Raw genomic sequence first — 18,785 nt, 5'->3', positions numbered from 1 at the left:
TTTTACCCTACAAAGGCAATCGCGCGAACTTCAAATTCCGCTTCATCGACGGCGAATGGCGTCAGCCAGAAAGCTGGCCCTGGAATAACAGCGTGATCACCCGCGACACGGAAGGCCATTATCCGCTCATGCCGATTGTGCTCAATGATTCCGCCAATACCTACGGCGAACTGGACGGCGTGTATTTTGTGCCGGGGTTCGCCAACGCGGTGGAAAGCACTGTCGTTGCCGACGGCGTCGAGCATCTGGTGGTCCAGGATGTGTTTCGCACGGGCGTACGCGACTATTTTGCGCTGAGGCTGGCGTAATGGCGTATGAAACCGGTCAGGTCGGTTCTAACTCCGCGCTGAGGGACGCCATGATGCTGTTTGCCGAAGCCAATGGCTGGCGCATTCAGGGGGATTCGCTCAGTAAAGGCGTCAATCATGTGAGTCTGACATTGGCTGATCCCGACCAAGTGGTTATCGCCGGCGCCAACAGCGCGGATTTCAGCGTCGATCCTTGTCCGCAAAAGGCGCGTATCTGGCTTCCCAGCTCCGCGTGGCCAGCCACTTATCATTTGTTCGCCCATGATTCGCCCGACCTGCTGCTTTGTGTTGTTAATTACACCGTGTCCCGGCATCAGTGGATAGCTTTTGGCGACATTCAGAAGTATGGCGCCTGGGAGGGCGGCAATTGGTTTGCGGCGTCCCACTGCATGGCCGCCAAATCGACGAACGGGTTCTATTTCACGCCAACGCAGGCGGGTGAAGGCCAATACCGGGCGGGCTATTGGCGATCTCCTGCTGCGCCGTTTTGGAACACCCGCAATACAGATTCTTATTCCAACGGCTTTCAACACTATCGGGCGAGTTTCCTGCACTGTCGGGTGGACGGGAATATCTGGCCCGGCGCGAACGCCAACAATACGATCTGGCCGTCTTTTCCCCAATACGCGCATCCCATTCAGATGCGGCAACCCAACAGTTGGAGCCAGCAATCGGTGATGACGCCGATGTGGTTATGGTTGCCGCGCTCAGATGGCTACATTTCACTGTTAGGGCATTTGGAGCACTGGCGCAGCCTGCGTCTCAATTACTACAACGCCGGGGATATTCTCACGTTAGGGGGCGAGCGCTGGAAAGTGTTCCCCTGGTGGGAAAAAGACATTCAGAGTCCTAATGGCTCCTATGGCAGTTCTGCGGGATCGCGGCTCTCGACGGGCACGTTTGGTTTCGCCGTACGCTATGACGGTCCCTGACCATGACCGCTGTAGAAGGCTTTATCCCCGCGTCCTGTCACGGGGTATGGAACAACCCACGCTTGGCGCAGGCCATGGAGCATCTCGCGCTGCCTGCCTGGCCGCCCGACGTGAGCGCCATTGCCAGCCCTGCGTCGACACGCTCACAACGCAAAGCCGCCACGTTTACGCCGCGAATCCCCCTAAAAGGGGCGATCGCCGGAAGCTTTGGCGTGGACTGGTATCACCGGGTGCATGTTCTGCCTGAGCGCATTGACCTGGGCAGCGTGGCCTCGGTGCAGATGCGTGAGATAGAAGTCTGGAATGCGCACATGCAGCCCCAGACGCTCGACTCCGTGGCGCGCGAAGCCGCCGAAGGCATGACGCTGACCGGGCCGGCTTCGCCACCGACGCAGTTTGGCGCCTTGGAGTCGCGCCGCTATTCGCTGTCAGTGGCGCCCAATGGGCCGCCGCAGGTGGAGGCGCGATTTCGGTTTTTATTTAGCTCGGATACGCCCACGTTAGAGGTGACAGGACGACGCATTGTCGGCTGGACGCTCTCGCCGGACTGGTCTGAGCCGGTGATTGAACGCCTGGAGTGGCTCACTGATGTGATGCGCTCCCACTCTGGCGTGGAACAGCGAGTCAGAGTGCGGGCGCATCCCCGACGCATGCTGGAATACCGAGTGTTGGCAGGTGTGGACCGCCCCCGTGTGATGATGGAGAACCTGCTTATCTCTTGGCAAGCGCGCGTGTATGGACTGCCATGGTGGATAGACGCCGCCGTTTCCGCAACCCCCATCGCCGCCGGCGTCCAGACGCTTTCCATCGATACGTTGCACCGTGATTATGCGGTCGGCGGCTTGCTGACGCTCGTACACGATTTGCGTGCGGAGTTTGCGGAGATCGCCGTGGTCGAGCCAAACCAATTGCACCTTAAACGGCCCCTGGAGCAAAGCTGGCCCGCTGGAACCCGAATAGCGCCGGTACACTCCGCTCGCGTGGGGAGTAGCCAGAATCTGTCCTACGTGACCGACGCCATTGTCGCCGCCAAAACTCAGTTTCGGTTGGAGGAAGAATGCGCGCTGATTGCAATGACGGAAGAGCCTGACTACCTGGGTTATCCCGTGCTTAGTGTCCCKCCAAATTGGCGTGATGATTTGGACGCCTCGATAATGCGAGACCTTCGGGAGTTGGATTATCTGACCGGACGCCGAGTGGTGGACGACCTGACCGGGGTCGATCGACGTCGGCGCGTCCATCGYTGGCTGTTGGCGGGACGTCCCGCCATTGCGGAKTTCAGGCGCTGGCTGGCGGCCCGGGCAGGACGGTTGAAGCCYTTCTGGCTTCCCAGTTTTCAATCRGACATCGCCGTCGTCGCGCCATTTGGAGCGCAGGATGCGGCCTGGACCATCGATAACAGAGGTTACGCCGCAGGCCCCGCCGCCTGGGCGGGACGACGTGATYTGCTTATTCAGACRGTTTCTGGAGAACGCTTCTATCGTCGTATTACCGGCGCCTCTGAGGTGGACGCGCAGCGTGAGCTGATTGCAYTGGAYCAACCGCTTGGCGTTTCTCTTTCCCCCGCGGATATCGCTCGCATTTCTTTTATGACGCTCATGCGCCTGGATGCTGACGCCGTCGAAATWTCCCACCACACCGATGCGCTGGCGGAAGTCAGTTTGCCCTTAATGAGTTTACGGGACGATCTATGAGTTACGCAGACCGAGAGACATCGACGGACGAAGCCTGTCCGGTCGAGCTCTATGAGTTTCGCCGGGGCACGCGCGTCTGGCGTTATACCAGCGCCGCCAGGGATGAACGCTTTAACGCGTTTGTCTATTCCGCCATTGCACTCAAGCGCGGCGTGATAGAGCGCAGCGCGCAAAGCGGACGCGCAGGTTTTCGCGTCACCTTGCCCCGGGATGTGGCGGTGGCTCAAGCGTTTATTTCCACGCCGCCTTCTGAAGTGACGTTGTTGACCGTATACCGACGGCATAGAGATGACTCGGAGACGGTTCCCGTGTGGATGGGACGGGTGCTGAATGCGGAATGGCGCGGCTCTGAAGTGGAGTTCAATTGCGAACCTGTCTATACCAGTTTGCAACGAACGGGCTTGCGTCGTCTGTATCAACGCAACTGTCCCCATGCGCTCTATGGCGCGGCCTGCGGAGCCAGTCCCACGGCGCATCGCATTAAGGGGAATGTGATGGCTCTGGAAGGCCCTGTCATTCGCGTCGCCGCAGCAGCTGACTATGCGGACGGCTATTTCGCGGGAGGATTCGCCACCTGGCCCGCCGAGGGGCTGACGGAAAAGCGCATGATTGTCGGCCAGAGTGGCGACGCGATCACGCTGTCCACAGCGCCGCCTGGTCTTCGCGTTGGCGCAGCGGTGATGTTGTACCCAGGCTGCGACCACTCGTTAACGACCTGTGAGGCCAAGTTCGGCAATAGTCTGAACTACGGCGGCTTTCCCTTTATTCCCTCCAAGAACCCCTTCGGCGGCAGCCCAATTTACTGAGGACCTTTCATGCCTTGGATGCAAATCGTTGTGTGGATTGTCGCCACACTGGTTCAGTACGCGCTGGCGCCCAAACCGCCGCAACCGCCGGCGGCGGAGTTAAAGGACTTAGACGCGCCCACCGCCGACGAGGGGCGTCCCATTCCCGTGGTGTTTGGGACAGTGCTGGTGCGCAGCGCTAATGTGGTCTGGTACGGCGATTTGCGCACCACGCCCATCAAATCCAAAGGCGGTAAGAAATGATGTCGCTGACAGTCACTCACGCCGATATGCGGGCGCTGGGCTATTGCAATCGCGGCGGCCGCGCCTGGTTCGCTCGCCATGGGTTGGACTGGTCCCGGTTTTTGGAAGCGGGATTGCCGGCGCGGACATTGCTGGCCACCGGCGACGTCATGGCGCAAGCGGTCGTAGCTCAGGCGCGAATACGTCGAGACGAGGAACAGGATGGGCGGTAGCAGTAAGTCGGTCACCGTTGGGTATCGATACTACCTCGGGATGCACTTGGCGATCTGCCACGGCCCGGTGGACGCCCTCACCGAAATTCAGGTCGGCGATCGCCAAGCCTGGAAAGGCGACCTCAAAAGTAGTGGGCGACTTCAGCTCAACGAGAAAGAGTTGTTTGGCGGCGACAAGCGTGAGGGCGGCGTCTATGGCTCCGTGGATGCGGCGTTTGGAGAAGAAACGCAACAACCCAACGACTACCTTAAAGTCGTCCTGGGAGAACCTCAGCCCGCCTATCGCGGGTTGTTCAGCCTCATTCTGAGGCAGGTCTGCCTCGCCGCCAACAATCCCTATATCAAACCCTGGGCGGTGCGGGTGAAGCGTTGCTTTAGGGCCTGGTATCCCGACAAGGCGGAGATCCATGGCGCCGCCAACCCCGCCCATATCCTTTACGAGTGTCTGACCAATTCCGTATGGGGCATGGGATATCCCGCCATCAGTCTGGATGACGGAGGTTTTCGGGCGGCGGCCGATGCGTTGTATCAGGAAGGCTTCGGGTTAAGCCTGATCTGGTCGCAGCAAAGTAAAATCGAGCAGTTTGTGAAAGAGGTGCTGGATCATATTGGCGGCGTTCTGACGACTTCTCCCACCAATGGGCGCTTTGTGCTGAAGCTGGTGCGGGCCAACTATGCGCAGTCATCCTTACCGGTTTTTGGTCCGAACGCTGTGATCGAGCTGGAGAGCTTTCAGCGAGCGGCCTGGGGAGAAACCACCAACGAGCTGGTGCTGATCTACACCCATCCAGAGAGTTTCAAGGAAACCAGTGTGACAGTGCAGGACCTGGCCAATATCCAGGCCCAGGGCGCAGTGGTGTCACAGACCCGGCGCTATCCCGGCATTACATCAGATGTGCTGGCGTCCCGGGTGGCCATGCGCGACTTAACCGCCGTCTCCACACCTCTGGCGAAGGTCCGTCTCAAGGTAAACCGCAATGGATGGCGGCTGGCGCCGGGAGAGGTGTTTATCCTCACGTGGCCGGCATTAGGCATTGAGTCACTGGTATTACGCATCGCCGCCATCGATGGCGGAACCCTGACCCAGGGCGCGATTCATATTGAAGCGGTTGAAGACGTGTTTGGCTTACCCGCAGCCAGTTACACCTCCGCTCAGCCAACGGGATGGAGCGATCCTGTCCCAGCGCCATCAACCTCCCCATACCGACGCTTGGTGGAAGCCCCATACTGGGACCTTGTAAGGTCATTAAAGCCTGCGGACCTGGAGTATCTGGAGCCGTCTGATGGTTATCTGCAGACGTTGGCGGTGCGTCCCTCATCCGGGGCGCTCAATTATGAGCTGCACAGTAAGTCGCATACCGCGCCCCATTACCAACGGCGCGATCAGGGGGAGTTCTGTCCTTCCGCGGTATTGGCCGATGAGATTGGCCCTCAGGTAAAGACGACAGTGATGGTCATAGAAGAGCGCGATCTCGACTTGGTGGAGATTGGCGGGTACGCCTATTTGAACGATGAGGTCGTGGCGGTGACTGCGATGGACCTGTCGCAGCGCAGTCTCACCCTGTTGCGTGGCGTGCTCGATACCGTGCCCGTGGCGCATCCTGCAGGCAGTCGCCTTTGGTTTGCGGATGGGTTTCAGGGCGTGGACGCTACGGAATACGCCGCTGGCGAAAAGGTGGATGCGCGCTTGCTGACCGTGACCGGAAAAGGAACCCTGGCGCTGGATTCCGCGCCTGTCGACTCTCTATCGATGAATCGGCGTCAGGATCGACCTTATCCGCCAGGCAATCTGAAAGTTAACGGCGCCGCCTATCCTGACGTCATCACCGGGGCCTTAACGGTCTCGTGGGCGCATCGTGATCGCCTCACGCAAACAGTGGAATTAACGTCTCAAAGCATGGGGAATATTGGGCCTGAGCCGGGCGTGACTTACGCCTTGAGCGTGTATGGCGAAACCAAGCGCCGGATTCTCTCCGTTCCCTCTCTGCAGGAAACCTCTCTGACTTATTCAATRGAKCAGGAAATAACAGATACCGGRCTGGGGCGTCCCAATGGGCGTCTATTCATCACTTTAGAAGCCATGAGGAATGGGCTCGCCAGTTGGCAAAAACACAACATCAGTGTCGAGCGCGCGGGGTATGGCCTTAACTATGACCAATATTATGGAGGGCATTAATGTCTGCRCGTACTGAYCCCAATCTTGGATTGAACTACGGTTGGAGCACGGGGGAATCGGGATGGGCTGCGGGGATGGACGCCAACCTTAAACGCCTGGGCGCGTTGGTGAGCTTATCCGTGAAAGGGCGACACCTGAGCGCGCCACCTGCTACGGCTCAGGACGGCGATCGTTATCTGATTCCCGTCAACGCGACCGGGGAATGGAAAGACAAGGCCGGCCAGGTCGCCGTCCGTATTCAAAACACCTGGGACTATTACACGCCTAAAACGGGCTGGCTGTGCTTTGTGGAAGAGGAAGCCAAGCTTTGCGCTTACACCGGAACGGATTGGAGCGTCGGCGTCTCGCTCTGACGCCGACAGCGTCCCATCCCATTTAAGACAACGATTTAAACTTTCTTTGGAGTTCCCTAATGACGGAGACGAATCTCTCTGTGCCCGAAGATATCCTGCTGTTGCGGCGGGAAGAACTGGACGAATTACTCGATCATGCTGCGGAAAAAGGCGCCTTGCGCGTGCTATCTCATCTTGGCTTGGAGAACGGTCATGCCGCTCGTGACATCAGAGAACTACGAGACTTGCTTGAAGCTTGGCGCGATGCTCGACGCACGGCCTGGCGCACGCTGGTGAAAGCCATGACGACCGGGTTGTTAGCGGCATTTTTGGTCGGTGCGGCGATTAAGTTGAAACTGTTTCAGTCTTGATCGCGCAAGGAGCAAACGATGATTGAGGCAATGATGATCCGCGATGAAATTCACTCGGGGTGTATTCTCAGTACGCTGACAGTGAAAGGGGCGACGTTTCAGATCCTTGAGCGGCCCTGGTTAGATAACCGGCCGAAGGTGAGCTGTATTCCCGCCGGCGTCTATGACGCGACCTTTATGGAGCGCTCCAGCAGCGGCAAGTACAAGAAGGTTTACTGGCTGCAGGATGTACCGGACAGAACGGGCATCCTGATTCACAATGGCAATATTGTCACTCACACACAGGGATGCCTTCTGATTGGCGATCGCCGTGGCTGGCTCTCTGGTAAACCCGCCGTTCTTAACTCTCGCTCAGCCCTTCATGCTTTCACCGAACTGCTCAACAGAGAGCCACTGCGGCTGACCATTCAAGGGGAACACTAATGCTGGAAGGATTGCTGGCGCTGTTCTCCTCCTCAGGATTAGGCGCGTTGGTGGGCATGTTTGGAAGCTGGTTAACCAAACGAGAAGAACGCAAGGATCAACAGTTCAGACTCACCTATGAGCTGAAAATGGCCACGCTTCGCAAACAGGAAGCAGAGCTTCAGTACAACCATGAACTGGCGCTGGCTGACAAGCAGATTCTAAAAGCGGACACGGAAGGAAGGATAAACCGAGATATCGCGGAGACCGCGGCGTTCAAGGATGGGCTTAAAGAGCAGAGCCAGACTTATGGGATGTGGTTTGTGGACGCTATCCGAGGCCTAATGCGACCGCTGATTACTGTCTATCTGCTTGTTCTGGCGACGTTTGTGACCCTGAATATTAGCCGTCATCTCGGTGGCGTTGGCACGCTGAGCCCGGTCGATTTAATGGTCTTGTACAAAGAGGCCATCGCGCAGATGTTATTTCTGACAACGACGGCCGTTACTTGGTGGTTTGGGTCAAGGCCGAGTAGTCCTCGTAAGTGAATGTCGATACCGCTGAGCCAACGAATTAATCGGCAGTCCAATACAGAGGCGGATGAGTAACTTTCGTCCTTATCCTCACTTCCAACTTCCGCTTACTCCACTTTCCTTTTAAGCGTAGCTTCTCTCCGCTTCCTATCTTGGATATCCTTCCCTGGGCATCGCGCCAAAGATTTCCCGTCCCGCCTGTAAGCTCACTCAGTTCTTGACGTTGTTGTGGGAAAGCTAGACGCGCAGCTTCAAGCAATCTTCTGAATCCTTTTGTCCACGATTAGAGGCGCATACTTCTGCCGGTAGATATCGCTACGGTCGCCGATCTTGGACAATAAGGATTCAGCACGCAGAATAATTTCCTTGTTCATGGTTTCGCCCAAATACCCGGAATCGATAAACTTGCTTTCCGCTTTGTATAGGCTCTTATGCAGTACGTTTATCCGGTCGATAATGGTCTGGCCGATACGGTTATATCCGATTTTTTGGTGGTAGCCCCTGCCAAAGCCGATATTTTTCGGGTAATCCGCCGCAGAAGGGCTGACGCCGATAGAGGTTCTCCCGCCTTTGCGTTTTTGCACAAAGTCGCACTTTTCAGCATCTTATGCGCGTTGATCCATTGGGTTTCGTAGTATTCTGTCTGAGATAATAACTATCTGAGGAACAGTCTATGAGTACAAAACTTCGCGCTTTATTCACTCAGTTCATTGAGTGGCTGCCCGATCAGGTAATCGCCCTTACAGGCGAGATAATGCGGGGATTCATGGTATCTGTGGGCGGTATGTTTTTCTATCTCTATCATACTGGAGAGCTACAGAAGTTGAGCCATCACTTGCTGGTCAACAAGTGGGATTCTGACCCGATGGCGTTTTTCTTGGCGGGTGTATTCGCGCTACTGGCTTATCAGATGTTGCAGTTCAAGCGGGTCTACGAGGGATGCCGCGAGACCCTGGCTGTCCGCCGATACTGCCGAACGGGGAGACTACCCTATTCTTTTTAGCGCGTCCGGACACTTGCGCGGTGAGAGCCGCGCTATTCTCCAGGCGTCCAGGAAGGAAGCTCAGTGCGCTCCAAATCAGATGCCGATAATAAGTTTACAGCCAAATACTTCCCGCTTTGCTCCGCGGTACCCAATTTGAACCAACACCTGGTTGGTTTCTGTATTTACCTTCGCCGCCCAGGTTGAACGGGAGGGCTAATTTTGGGATTGCCACAATCACGGCGTAGCATGTTCTGTAGCTCCTTGACCGAGTACGGAGGTGATCGTCGGTGCGCCACAGCATGGCAATCAGGGCATAGCGGTACGAGATCAGACCTGGGATCAATGATGTACTCTGGACCAACCTGCGAGACTGGTACAACATGATGGACCTCTATCAACCCCTCGGCGACTGGTCCATACAGTTCAGCCATGTCTGTGTCGCATGCCATACACCTGTGCCCGTGTATCGCTAACGCTGCGGCACGGTTACGTCGGTCACGCTCATAGCGATTGACCTCAATTCGCACTTTGGCTCCCTCTGGCAAGCCATGTACGTCAAAACTTTCCTCACCATCTTCCTCGACAGGTAAAAGGGCGATAACAGCTGCAGCGACTCGGATAGTCCACTCTTCTATCAGATGCATGTCTGCCGTGTCGTTCCCTTCATTGATTGCGAGCATTCCCTTGCCGACAGCAAATTCGAAGCTACGCCATGACTCGTCCCACATGGCATCGTCCCTGTGGCTTCGAATCGCGCCATTTAAGTTCAACACAACATCGGCGCCCACGTTGCTGCATGCGTCGAGCACAGCCCGGAATACGTGGCGCCCTGATGCATCAACCGAGCGAACTGACGACATCAGTTCTCCAGCGAAACTTCCGAACTTAAAACGCACGTCGATTCGCCTCCATCCGATCTCGACGCAAATGGAGAAGGTCTGACCTGGTGGATACCCTACTGGAGTCAGTTCCAGGAAGCGGTTTCCTTGGTTGGTTCGGCCTTCCGATCCTTCAAATCCTAGCCCTGTTTCTGTAGAAATCATTTCCGCGAACGCACGCGGATCAAATATCGTCATTCGTCTTCCCCATCGTTAGAATCAGGAAGCGTATCTACCAGTTTCTCAAGAATACGTGAAATCTCATAACGCATATCCTGGAACATTGCGGCCGTTCCATCCTGTACTGTCGAAAGCTCTGCAACCGAAAGCGCCCACATTAGTGAATCCAGGCCCTGCATCGTCACACTACGGTTTAGATTTGGGACATAGACCTTATGGTAGTAGGGATGGCTGGTGTTGATCTGCACGGCTTTGTGTTTATCAATGATCGCTGGTTGAAATAGCAGGCCATTGTTAATCCCATCGACTGGTTGCACGAAGACCTCACCAGGGCGTTTGGCAGTAGTGATTGTTAGTTTCAGACGAGTTCTGCCATGTTTGTTGTCGATCTCAGCAGTACCCTTTTCTGGATCAACAGCCCCCACCTTTGGACCACCTGCCGCAGCCTCTCTATTGCGGATATTATTGTTCGAGGTGTCATGTGCGCCGCTCCCCTTTTTGGAGATTAACTTCTGTTGTCCTTCCCTTGAGCGCTTGTTTGCTTCCCGCCTGGGCGCGGGAAGAAATGACCCTTGCAACCATGAAGCTAAATCCTCATTCAAAATGATCTGGGACTTTTTGATGTCAAGATGGAAAGCATCATCCAAGCGGTGATCAAATGAAAACTCAACACGCAGTTGCGTGATGTGAGGCTCTTTCTGATAGAGTCCTAACCAGTCGGCATCATGAATAAGCCGGTTTTCGCGATAGATGTAGATACCTTGCCGGTCGTTGGTGAGCATCGCTTTTTTAGCGAGCTCGTCGTTGGGGAACTCCTCCCTGCGAGGCAGGATGAAAGCTCTTACGGTGAAAGAAGCCTCTTTGTCGCCCTCCATTTGTACTTGCAGCGTCTCTTCGGCCAAGAGTTCGGATAGACCTCTCTGAAACGGATCCCAGGCAACGACAGGCACTCCGTTAAGTTCAATGCTTACGTTTTGAGCGCGTGTGTCGTTTGGATCCAGAAACCTCTGATAAATCATCGAAAGGTGTTGGCGAAGGGCGTCTTCCTTTGCCTTGAGAGCTTTCTGCGCTGGCTTTCCTGATGGGCTCGAATAGTCCTTGATCAAACGATCAACGTCTTCCCAAAGCACTACCGTTCCAGAACCGCCAGGAGCAACGTTTTCTAGCGATTCAAGTGACTCCTCATCACACTTGTCACTGACAAGAAGTGACCATTTATTTACTTCGGCGACATGGTGCAAATCCCACGTTGCCATGAGGGCTGGAGTTTTTCCATCGGGACGGGAGATCACAGACAGGCGCTTGCAGAACGCAGTCGAAGCCGTTTTAAGGCCAAGACCGTATTTTCCAAGGCTTGCAGGATTTGGCCTTGCCTTGGAACCATAACGCATGGCATCGAGCAATGCCTGACGGTCCATGCCGTCACCGTTATCTGCGATTGTCAGCCGGATATTCCCCCTAAAATCGGCAGATAGATCGAGTACAACCTTCGCGGCATTTGCAGCGATTGAGTTATCAACGATATCGGCAACTGCGGTGTTGAATTCGTACCCTGTGTCCCGGAGGCCAACGATGACGCGTTCTGGATCGGGTTGAAGCTCTATTTCTTCGATGTCTTTCATACCTGTATTCCTGTTGTGTTAGATCGGAACAATGCGCCAGCCTGTACCGAGTTTAAGCACACCCCCAGAACGCTCCGGCGTCCGCTCCCTGCGGTGTGATACAAAATATCGGTCGCCATCCCGTGAGAGAATTAACTCGTCTCCAGCGATGAGTCCTGCTTGCCGAATATATTTTGTCATCCGTGTGAGCCGATACTCGTTACGTGTCCCGTCAAATAAAGCATTGTTGTAATAGATGAAGGCGAACTCCCAGAAGGTGCCTCCATTGTCGAGGAAACGCAGATGAACTCGAGGGTTGTACTGCCCTTGATCCAGTTCTGGAAAAAATGACAGTAGATCTCGCTCCTTTGGGACGAGAATACCGGCCTGATGGGTTCCCGTCTCGCCAGTATCATTCGCGCTCAATATCTTCGCTATCTGACGCTCCATTCCCTATTTCCTCTCTTGCTTCGACGGCGAGCGGCTTAGAGCTTCGATGATGTCGCCGTAGTCCTGATCACTCCCTTCTATGCCAACGATTGCAGCATTTGAGAGAGTCCTTTTTCTTGACAGCCGGTCGTTTACTACGTCCTCAACGGTGTCTGCAACCAGCAGGCGGTGAACTGTGACTGGAAGTTCCTGGCCGCGCCGATGGGCGCGCGCCGACGCTTGGTCTTCCAGGGCAGGGTTCCACTCAGGGTTGTAATGGACCACGTGATTGGCTGCGACAATGTTGAGGCCAGCACCCCCTGCCTTAGGGTTAAGAACCAGTGCCGCCCCACCTCGTATGGATCCAAACCGGTCTATCATCGGCTGTCGCTCTTCGATTGCAAGACGTCCATCTATGACCCCTGCGAATGCGCCGAAGTGGTTCACTACATGTCGCGCAATGATGTCCGCCATCGCCGTGAAGGATGTGAAGATCAGCACTTTTTCATTCCGCTCGAAAATCTCCTCAATGATCTCATCGAGCCGCCGGAATTTTGAAAATATCATTGGATCAGCCGTATCGAAACTTCCACCCATCAGGCTGGGGTGTGCACAAAACCGCCGGAGAGAAGTCAGCGCGACAAGTGTAGCGGCTGAACCGTATTCAGCATATATACGCCGGCGCTCTGCGTCATATACAGCGGCCTCGGATTCGTCCAGCTCAAGTAGTTGGGGGATGTCTATACGAGGAGGCAAGTCTTGTGCTACCTCTGCGACGCGTCTTCGTAATATCAAAGGAGAAATCAGGGGTTCAAGCTGAGCTGCGCCGTCCTTGCTATTTAAATAGTTCTTCTCGAAAGATCTTGCGTCGCCAAGATATCCGGGATACACAAAGTCCATGATTGACCAGACATCGAGAAGTTGATTCTCGATTGGCGTACCTGTTACTGCGAGACCTGCCTCTCGTTGCAGATGCTTTACTGCCTTGGTGCGTTGGGCATAAGGATTTCGGATGAACTGCGCCTCATCAAGCACGACGGTTTTCCAGCAGATCATGTTAAGCAGGCTATTGTCTCCCACGACTATGTCGTATGAGGTAACGACCACGTCGTATACGGAAAGATCTGCGGGGCGGCCAGTTCTGGATGGTCCGTGATGCTTCAGGACTTTTAGCTGTGGCGCAAACTTGTTGATCTCTCGACACCAGTTCTCAAGCAGCGACCCTGGCGCGATGATTAGCGAAGGCCGAAGAGGGCCTTCGCCAGCGTCACTCAATGCCGCAATAACCTGCAGGGTCTTTCCTAGGCCCATCTCGTCAGCGAGTAATCCGCCACTCCCTTCTGACAACAGAAATTTTAGCCATCGCCATCCCAATAGCTGATAAGGATATAGTTTTGCTTCAACACCATAAGGTGTGTCGTCACTGGCTGGAATGAATGCACTGGGCGATACCGAACGCATGGCTGTGGCGTCGTCAACTGGTCCGCCAGAGGCAGCTGCCTTGCGAATGTGAAGGAATGACTTCAATGAACGGACAGGGCCTGGCTCTACACCAGTGGCGCGTAACAACTCCAGGACCTCGGTACCCGTTGACGGATCAATTGGATACCAGGTGTTATTCAGAATGACATGGCCTCGCTCAAGGTCTGTTAATTCAAGCGAATGAAGCGAGCCTCGACACTTTCCGGTAATTGAATAAATAGGGATTCCATTGACGCTTTCTTCAATTGACAGCCGTGGTAGTAGTGGGTAGCGAGAAACCCGAAGACCAACTACGCTCGACGGCATCCCATTCTCAGTGGCCCTGTTCTCTACGAGAGCCGAGTATATTTCATCAACAGAGGGAACGCGGATGTTACCTGCAGGTTCGACTAGCCGCAGCTCCTTTCCTCTCACATCCCATTTAGTTTGTTCCAAAATGGACTCCATTAATTGCCCTGGCGCTGTTGTACCAAACCAATGAATGCTTCCACATCCATGAGCCACGCTTGTTGGGCCTGCGTATAAGTCTGGTGCAGACTTCGGGGTAAGATAAGCTGTAGCCGCCTTGCTGCCATTTCGTCAGTCTGGTTCGTGGAAATTGCCGTTTCTAACGTCAGCAGATGTTTTTCATTAATTCGGTTGGCTTCAGCAAGCACCTGACGCCAGCGGTCCTTGCAGGTTGATTTGACACCAAGCATTGTGAGCCTTAGCGGATCAAACGTCGGGTCATGGTATTCCTTCTCTCCCGGGAACAGGAAATCAGGCTTCGACTTGTTCTCGGTGGCCGCTGTTCGAGTATAGCGCAGGCCGTTCTCCTTCAGTAGTAACTCGAGGTGATTTTCCAGGGCAAGTCCAACACGACTCTTGCGCCGATTTTGTACAGAAAGGGAGAATGACAAAAAGCCATCAACGTCAGCAACCGCAGCATTTTCCTCACTTGTAAATCCCTGTGATAGCCGGTCGGCGATGAGGTAGCGCTCAAGCGTGCGGAAAAGGATTTCCTCCCGCTCCATCCATGTCATCAGAACAAGGTCTGGCTGATCTAGTGGGGAGAGATCTTTGAGGGTTGATCGCGCATAGGCCGAAAATGCGCGGGTAGTTGGGAAGCGGCCAGAGAAGCGGGAAAGCATGTCATCAAGGTAGGTGTCCTCGGACGTCTCAACTGGAATCCCAATATTTTCCAGAATGAACCGCGAGGCAAATTCGATACGGTCCTGCTCCGTTTCAAGCTCGGATTTGACGGAAAAGCCGGGGTGCGCCAAGTCGGCAAAACCGAATAGCCACTCAATCTGCCGCCCAATGCTTGAAGCATTCTCGGCGATGATGACCAACAGGTCGCCGTCACGCTTCTTTGCGATGACAAGAAGATCACCCTCACTGGCGTTTTGGGACACGTTCGTAGTGGGGAAGTACAAATGATATTCCGGGGCGCGTGGTTTACCTTTTCGGCAGTTGTAGAGCGTCAGGAATGCATCTTCAACTATAGGTTCGGGGTCATCGTCCGTAAGGTAGAGAAAACGGGCTGGTATTTTCGTTTTCTCTTCAGGGCTGCCAAGGAATGACTGGACCTGCTTTGTGGCATGGTATTCATGCTGGTTTGAACGCGTTTCGTCAGCCTCTACTGCGCTTAGTCTCTTGGCAGCCACTCCTTCAAAATACTCCGATAGATACCCTCGCTTCATTTCTTCACCTCAATCAATGATGTGTTGCTGCGAAGCCAGTCAGCAAGGTCCTTTGCTACTCCCTCGATATCTTTCCCTGCGCCGCGCAGGGCGCATTCCCATATAGTGCCTACTCGCCAGCCATCTGCCAGCAGGGTTTCCATGGCCAGGTCGTCATTTGCCCGGTTACGGCCGATCTTCTCGCGCCAGAAGTCTGGACGGGTTTTCGGCCACTTGAACAGAGGGCAGTCGTGCCCATGCCAGAAGCATCCATGAACAAATATTACCGCACGGTAACGAGGTAGAACGATATCTGGTTTACCCGGCAGATCGCGGACATGAAGGCGGAACCGGAAGCCTTGGCGGTGCAGCAGGCTGCGAATCAGAATTTCCGGTTTTGTGTTGCGTCCACGTATGCCCGACATCATTCTGCTACGTGTTGCACTGTCTACGACGTCAACCATCAGGCGAACAATGGCAACGGGAACGGAGTGCCGTCCCGGTCATGAGCAATCAGTGCGTGTATGTGTGGCGCCATGATACGGGCGACTTCCTGCATCACTGGCATGACGACACTGTTACCAAACTGACGATAAGCCTGTGTATCGCTAACAGGTATCTGGAAAGAGTCAGGAAAGCCCATCAGACGGGCGCACTCACGGGGTGTCAGGCGACGGGGGCGTTTATTCTTGCCCTGCCATACCAGTATTTCAGATCCATCCTTATAGTACCGGGCGGACAGCGTGCGAGTGACACTATCAGGATAGACCATACCGAAACCGAACCCATTGCCAGCGGCACGGTGCTTTTCTGCATAGGCTTGCAGGTAGGTCCAAAGGTTTGGTGTCAGCGTATATCGAGGCTGTACAACGCGTTTGTCGTGATCGAAAAAGCGATCGTTGTCCCAGGGAATGACCGGCTCTGTACCATCGGTTTTATGCAGGATTGACGCAAGGCGAGGGCCCTCTTGTGGCAGCATCAGGTCATTCCATGAGAAACCAGTTTTCTCACGGAAACCGACAATGATGATTCGCTCCCGGTGCTGTGGCGTGAAGTGCTGGCCATCAATTAACTTGTAATGCACGTCATAGCCAAGCTCATCCCTAAGCGTTTGCAGGATTACGTCAAAGGTACGTCCCTTGTCATGTGAAAGCAGGTTCTTGACGTTTTCCAGCAGGAACGCCTTGGGACGCTTGGTGGCAATGATCCGGGCCACGTCAAAAAACAGTGTTCCTTGCGTTGTGCATTCAAAGCCATGAGGTCTCCCCAGCGAATTTTTCTTGCTCACACCGGCGATACTGAACGGCTGGCAAGGAAATCCACCAAGTAATACATCATGATCAGGTACGTCTTCAGCCGGATATGGCACGATGTCGCCAACAAAAGGATGGTGGTCTCCGTAGTTCTCCAGATAAGTTTTTTTCGAGAAGTCATTCCATTCGCTGGTAAAGACGCATTTACCTCCGTGGGCCTCGAAGCCCATTCGGATACCTCCGATGCCAGCGAAAAGATCGATGAAGCTGAAGCTGTGATTTCCTTCCGATGTGTCCATAACTGGCTGCTGCATCAGGTTGCGCAATGCGGGTTCGAGCATGGCTGGACAAGGTGTTTCGCCCTTTTCCCAGCGCCTCACGGTTTTGGTGTCCTTGCCAATGTACTCTGCTATTTCGCGTTGGGTGAATCTGTTACGAGCCTGCTTAAGCAGCTCTAGTGGTTGGGCAGGTGTCATTTGAATGCTCGTCTGGGAATTTTTGCGGACATTGTGCCCTGTCTTTCGCCCTGCATCAAGAATGTTTGGGCCTGTCCCTCCAAGGGTGTTAAACGTAGTACCGGGTTGACCAATCCAGCGAGTCGAAGGGCTTAAGGTAAATACGTTGCTACCGGGATTGGGAAATGGGCAGGAAGTTTGATTCCTCGCTTCTCCTCTAATACTGTATTTACAAAAATCTGCTCAATCCGCTGCGTCGAGCCTGCTCACATAGATGACCGCCCGTGGGGAGGCATTTCAAAAATTGTGAGGTGTTCAGAGTATCCTTGGGCTGGCCGTAATATGTCCGTTCTGGAGGGGCGAATTTTTCCTGTTGTTTGTCTTTGTATATAGGGGGACATGAGAGCCTAATTCGTTGTAAATTAATAGCCCTCCTCGTATGAGGGGGCTAAATACTATTCAGGCGAGATTGAGTACTCTATTTTTCATGATAGAAATAACTTGAAAAGTCGGAATGCCTTTTGTTTGTAAAAGCTAATTTGCAATATTGTGTTGTTTTGTTTTTTTTATTGAATGATTGATTTTTATATGTAATGGCGAGATAGAGAGACCTGAAGTAAATGTATGCAATTCAGGGCTTTTAATTTTCTGGGTATGGACTAATCTGGATTTATGGAAACCTTGAGCGAAAAGGTAAAGGGAGTGTGGATGTTTGGTTTGTCGATCGGCTTGGGTGGCAATTTTGCGTCTAGGATGGAGGAGTAATCTATGCGTGCCAAAATGGACTGGAGATTGAGGTCGATCGTAGTAGGTCTTATTGTATCAGTTACTGGATGCTCCACAACAGTTTCTATTAAAGGGGAGTTTGCCCCCAGGGTTCTGGCCGGAGAAAATATACGCCATATTGCAATATTTGATTTCTCTGGACCAGATGGTGCAGTGACAGTAAAGGAGCTTGAAAGTCTATTGATTGAAGCTCGAAGTCGCGATATCCCATATTTTAAGATAATGGACCACTCGGTAATGAAAAACTTAACTGGGCGGTATTCACGAAATGCGAACTCTTTAGATAGTACTAATAAAATATCGAGCATTGGGCGAACTCTTGGGGTTGAAGGTGTTCTCTTGGGAGAGGTCACGCAGAGCGGAGTTCACAAAGTAAAGGAAAAGAAAGAAGTTAATTATTGCTCAAGTAGAAATGATAAAGGTAAATGCACTCGTTGGTCATATAAAACTATATATTGTGATATTCGCACTGCCACTTTTACCGTTATTCCAAAGTTGATCGATGTAGAAAAATCAAGAATTGTTTATTCCAAGAGTTATTCAGGTAATTCTACGGCCTCTTCTTGCGATTACAATGAAATTAACTATTCCGATAACGGCCTGGTTGCAATTGCACGTAAGAATGCCTTGCAAGACATCAGGCTTGATATGGCACCATATCATAAGAATATGGATGTGATTATAAAGAGCGATGATGATACCCTCTCCGACGTACTTCAAGAGAAATTTAAAGGAGCTGTGGAGTTTGCAGAAGCCAATCGCATGGATAGAGCATGCAATATCTGGAGAGGGATGTATTATGGGTTGATACCGACTGGTAATTATAACCTTCTTTATAATCTTGGGGTGTGTGAGGAGTTTGAAGGGAGTATCGCTTGTGCTCAGGCATTATATAGGCGTGCTGATAACCTGCTGGTGGAACCGGATGAAGATATAAATGAAGGGCTTCGAAGAACAAGATTGATGCTGGAGCAACAACGGGTAATTAATCTGTCGGAAAAGCAGAGTTCTGATTATGCGTCTTTAATGGAGATGGAATGTCCAGCACATTGAGTCATATTAGGCC

At 53.4% G+C, this 18,785-nt stretch carries 21 protein-coding genes; 13 read left to right on the top strand and 8 right to left on the bottom strand.

Translation table 11 applies throughout. The features are described 5' to 3' along the window. The 11 genes from KP814_RS15440 to KP814_RS32815 all read left to right on the top strand — a co-directional run. On the top strand, window positions 1–308 hold a 308-nt coding region (locus tag KP814_RS15440; protein ID WP_216737599.1), incomplete at its 5' end, for a hypothetical protein. After that, window positions 308–1,240, top strand: a complete 933-nt coding sequence (locus tag KP814_RS15435) for a hypothetical protein (protein ID WP_216737598.1) — start codon at window positions 308–310, stop codon at window positions 1,238–1,240. The genes KP814_RS15440 and KP814_RS15435, both read left to right, overlap by 1 nt. Window positions 1,241–1,242: 2 nt before the next feature. Further along, window positions 1,243–2,934, top strand: a complete 1,692-nt coding sequence (locus KP814_RS15430; protein ID WP_216737597.1) for a hypothetical protein — start codon at window positions 1,243–1,245, stop codon at window positions 2,932–2,934. Beyond that, window positions 2,931–3,740: a phage BR0599 family protein gene (locus tag KP814_RS15425; RefSeq protein WP_216737596.1), complete on the top strand. Its 810-nt coding sequence runs from the start codon at window positions 2,931–2,933 to the stop codon at window positions 3,738–3,740. The genes KP814_RS15430 and KP814_RS15425 overlap by 4 nt, the downstream gene beginning before the upstream one ends. A gap of 9 nt (window positions 3,741–3,749) precedes the next feature. Further along, a complete protein-coding gene (locus tag KP814_RS15420; RefSeq protein ID WP_011399368.1) occupies window positions 3,750–3,983 on the top strand; it encodes a hypothetical protein in 234 nt (77 codons plus the stop codon). Further along, window positions 3,980–4,195, top strand: a complete 216-nt coding sequence (locus KP814_RS15415; protein ID WP_216737595.1) for a hypothetical protein — start codon at window positions 3,980–3,982, stop codon at window positions 4,193–4,195. Before KP814_RS15420 ends, KP814_RS15415 begins: the two co-directional genes overlap by 4 nt. Further along, window positions 4,185–6,371: a phage tail protein gene (locus KP814_RS15410; protein WP_216737594.1), complete on the top strand. Its 2,187-nt coding sequence runs from the start codon at window positions 4,185–4,187 to the stop codon at window positions 6,369–6,371. The genes KP814_RS15415 and KP814_RS15410 overlap by 11 nt, the downstream gene beginning before the upstream one ends. Next, window positions 6,371–6,724: a DUF2793 domain-containing protein gene (locus tag KP814_RS15405; protein ID WP_216737593.1), complete on the top strand. Its 354-nt coding sequence runs from the start codon at window positions 6,371–6,373 to the stop codon at window positions 6,722–6,724. Before KP814_RS15410 ends, KP814_RS15405 begins: the two co-directional genes overlap by 1 nt. Before the next feature lie 59 nt (window positions 6,725–6,783). Then, entirely contained in the window at window positions 6,784–7,074 is a 291-nt protein-coding gene (locus tag KP814_RS15400) for a DUF6127 family protein (RefSeq protein ID WP_011399364.1), read from the top strand. Window positions 7,075–7,092: 18 nt separating this feature from the next. Beyond that, the gene (locus KP814_RS15395) at window positions 7,093–7,497 is read left to right on the top strand and encodes a DUF5675 family protein (protein ID WP_216737592.1); all 405 of its coding nucleotides are present in this window, start codon (window positions 7,093–7,095) and stop codon (window positions 7,495–7,497) included. Beyond that, complete coding sequence (locus KP814_RS32815) at window positions 7,497–8,024, top strand: hypothetical protein (RefSeq protein WP_253938401.1); 528 nt, start codon at window positions 7,497–7,499, stop codon at window positions 8,022–8,024. The genes KP814_RS15395 and KP814_RS32815 overlap by 1 nt, the downstream gene beginning before the upstream one ends. 236 nt (window positions 8,025–8,260) lie before the next feature. On the opposite strand, the gene KP814_RS15385 is transcribed toward KP814_RS32815, so the two are convergent. Next, the gene (locus KP814_RS15385; protein ID WP_216737591.1) at window positions 8,261–8,593 is read right to left on the bottom strand and encodes a hypothetical protein; all 333 of its coding nucleotides are present in this window, start codon (window positions 8,591–8,593) and stop codon (window positions 8,261–8,263) included. 89 nt (window positions 8,594–8,682) lie between these two features. Here KP814_RS15385 and KP814_RS15380 point away from each other — a divergent pair, with 89 nt between their 5' ends. After that, window positions 8,683–9,012: a hypothetical protein gene (locus tag KP814_RS15380; protein WP_216737590.1), complete on the top strand. Its 330-nt coding sequence runs from the start codon at window positions 8,683–8,685 to the stop codon at window positions 9,010–9,012. Window positions 9,013–9,176: 164 nt separating this feature from the next. Here the strand turns inward: KP814_RS15380 and KP814_RS15375 are convergent, their stop codons facing one another. From KP814_RS15375 to dcm, 7 genes are read right to left on the bottom strand one after another with little or no spacing between them, the layout of a single operon-like run. Continuing rightward, the gene (locus tag KP814_RS15375) at window positions 9,177–10,070 is read right to left on the bottom strand and encodes an HNH endonuclease (RefSeq protein ID WP_216737589.1); all 894 of its coding nucleotides are present in this window, start codon (window positions 10,068–10,070) and stop codon (window positions 9,177–9,179) included. Further along, on the bottom strand, window positions 10,067–11,674 hold the full coding sequence (locus tag KP814_RS15370) for an ATP-binding protein (protein ID WP_216737588.1): 1,608 nt from the start codon (window positions 11,672–11,674) through the stop codon (window positions 10,067–10,069). Before KP814_RS15370 ends, KP814_RS15375 begins: the two co-directional genes overlap by 4 nt. A gap of 18 nt (window positions 11,675–11,692) precedes the next feature. Further along, window positions 11,693–12,103, bottom strand: a complete 411-nt coding sequence (locus KP814_RS15365) for an EcoRII N-terminal effector-binding domain-containing protein (protein WP_216737587.1) — start codon at window positions 12,101–12,103, stop codon at window positions 11,693–11,695. Window positions 12,104–12,106: 3 nt separating this feature from the next. Next, window positions 12,107–14,011 carry a DEAD/DEAH box helicase gene (locus tag KP814_RS15360; protein WP_216737586.1) on the bottom strand — a complete coding sequence of 635 codons (1,905 nt, stop codon included), beginning with the start codon at window positions 14,009–14,011 and terminating at the stop codon, window positions 12,107–12,109. Next, window positions 14,011–15,246: a type II restriction endonuclease gene (locus KP814_RS15355; protein WP_216737585.1), complete on the bottom strand. Its 1,236-nt coding sequence runs from the start codon at window positions 15,244–15,246 to the stop codon at window positions 14,011–14,013. The genes KP814_RS15360 and KP814_RS15355 overlap by 1 nt, the downstream gene beginning before the upstream one ends. Then, window positions 15,243–15,653, bottom strand: a complete 411-nt coding sequence (locus KP814_RS15350) for a DNA mismatch endonuclease Vsr (protein ID WP_253938400.1) — start codon at window positions 15,651–15,653, stop codon at window positions 15,243–15,245. The genes KP814_RS15355 and KP814_RS15350 overlap by 4 nt, the downstream gene beginning before the upstream one ends. Before the next feature lie 35 nt (window positions 15,654–15,688). After that, window positions 15,689–16,954, bottom strand: a complete 1,266-nt coding sequence (gene dcm / locus KP814_RS15345) for a DNA (cytosine-5-)-methyltransferase (RefSeq protein WP_216737583.1) — start codon at window positions 16,952–16,954, stop codon at window positions 15,689–15,691. A 747-nt stretch (window positions 16,955–17,701) separates the two neighbouring features. Here dcm and KP814_RS15340 point away from each other — a divergent pair. Beyond that, window positions 17,702–18,772, top strand: coding sequence for a hypothetical protein (locus KP814_RS15340; RefSeq protein ID WP_216737582.1), 1,071 nt, complete (start codon window positions 17,702–17,704; stop codon window positions 18,770–18,772). The last annotated feature ends 13 nt before the right edge of the window (window positions 18,773–18,785 follow it).

Source organism: Hahella sp. HN01 (assembly GCF_018986435.1).
GTDB lineage: Bacteria > Pseudomonadota > Gammaproteobacteria > Pseudomonadales > Oleiphilaceae > Hahella.
Note: the sequence above shows the minus strand (reverse complement) of the source record. Positions and strands in the feature narration are given on the sequence as shown.

What these genes read in the sequence shown, in the direction of transcription:
- KP814_RS15350 (WP_253938400.1), bottom strand. Translation starts at nt 15,653, where the DNA reads ATGATGTCGGGCATACGTGGACGCAACACAAAACCGGAAATTCTGATT.
- KP814_RS15355 (WP_216737585.1), bottom strand. Translation starts at nt 15,246, where the DNA reads ATGAAGCGAGGGTATCTATCGGAGTATTTTGAAGGAGTGGCTGCCAAG.
- KP814_RS15375 (WP_216737589.1), bottom strand. Translation starts at nt 10,070, where the DNA reads ATGACGATATTTGATCCGCGTGCGTTCGCGGAAATGATTTCTACAGAA.
- KP814_RS15435 (WP_216737598.1), top strand. Translation starts at nt 308, where the DNA reads ATGGCGTATGAAACCGGTCAGGTCGGTTCTAACTCCGCGCTGAGGGAC.
- dcm (WP_216737583.1), bottom strand. Translation starts at nt 16,954, where the DNA reads ATGACACCTGCCCAACCACTAGAGCTGCTTAAGCAGGCTCGTAACAGA.
- KP814_RS32815 (WP_253938401.1), top strand. Translation starts at nt 7,497, where the DNA reads ATGCTGGAAGGATTGCTGGCGCTGTTCTCCTCCTCAGGATTAGGCGCG.
- KP814_RS15370 (WP_216737588.1), bottom strand. Translation starts at nt 11,674, where the DNA reads ATGAAAGACATCGAAGAAATAGAGCTTCAACCCGATCCAGAACGCGTC.
- KP814_RS15400 (WP_011399364.1), top strand. Translation starts at nt 6,784, where the DNA reads ATGACGGAGACGAATCTCTCTGTGCCCGAAGATATCCTGCTGTTGCGG.
- KP814_RS15365 (WP_216737587.1), bottom strand. Translation starts at nt 12,103, where the DNA reads ATGGAGCGTCAGATAGCGAAGATATTGAGCGCGAATGATACTGGCGAG.
- KP814_RS15395 (WP_216737592.1), top strand. Translation starts at nt 7,093, where the DNA reads ATGATTGAGGCAATGATGATCCGCGATGAAATTCACTCGGGGTGTATT.
- KP814_RS15415 (WP_216737595.1), top strand. Translation starts at nt 3,980, where the DNA reads ATGATGTCGCTGACAGTCACTCACGCCGATATGCGGGCGCTGGGCTAT.
- KP814_RS15360 (WP_216737586.1), bottom strand. Translation starts at nt 14,011, where the DNA reads ATGGAGTCCATTTTGGAACAAACTAAATGGGATGTGAGAGGAAAGGAG.
- KP814_RS15340 (WP_216737582.1), top strand. Translation starts at nt 17,702, where the DNA reads ATGCGTGCCAAAATGGACTGGAGATTGAGGTCGATCGTAGTAGGTCTT.
- KP814_RS15425 (WP_216737596.1), top strand. Translation starts at nt 2,931, where the DNA reads ATGAGTTACGCAGACCGAGAGACATCGACGGACGAAGCCTGTCCGGTC.
- KP814_RS15380 (WP_216737590.1), top strand. Translation starts at nt 8,683, where the DNA reads ATGAGTACAAAACTTCGCGCTTTATTCACTCAGTTCATTGAGTGGCTG.
- KP814_RS15420 (WP_011399368.1), top strand. Translation starts at nt 3,750, where the DNA reads ATGCCTTGGATGCAAATCGTTGTGTGGATTGTCGCCACACTGGTTCAG.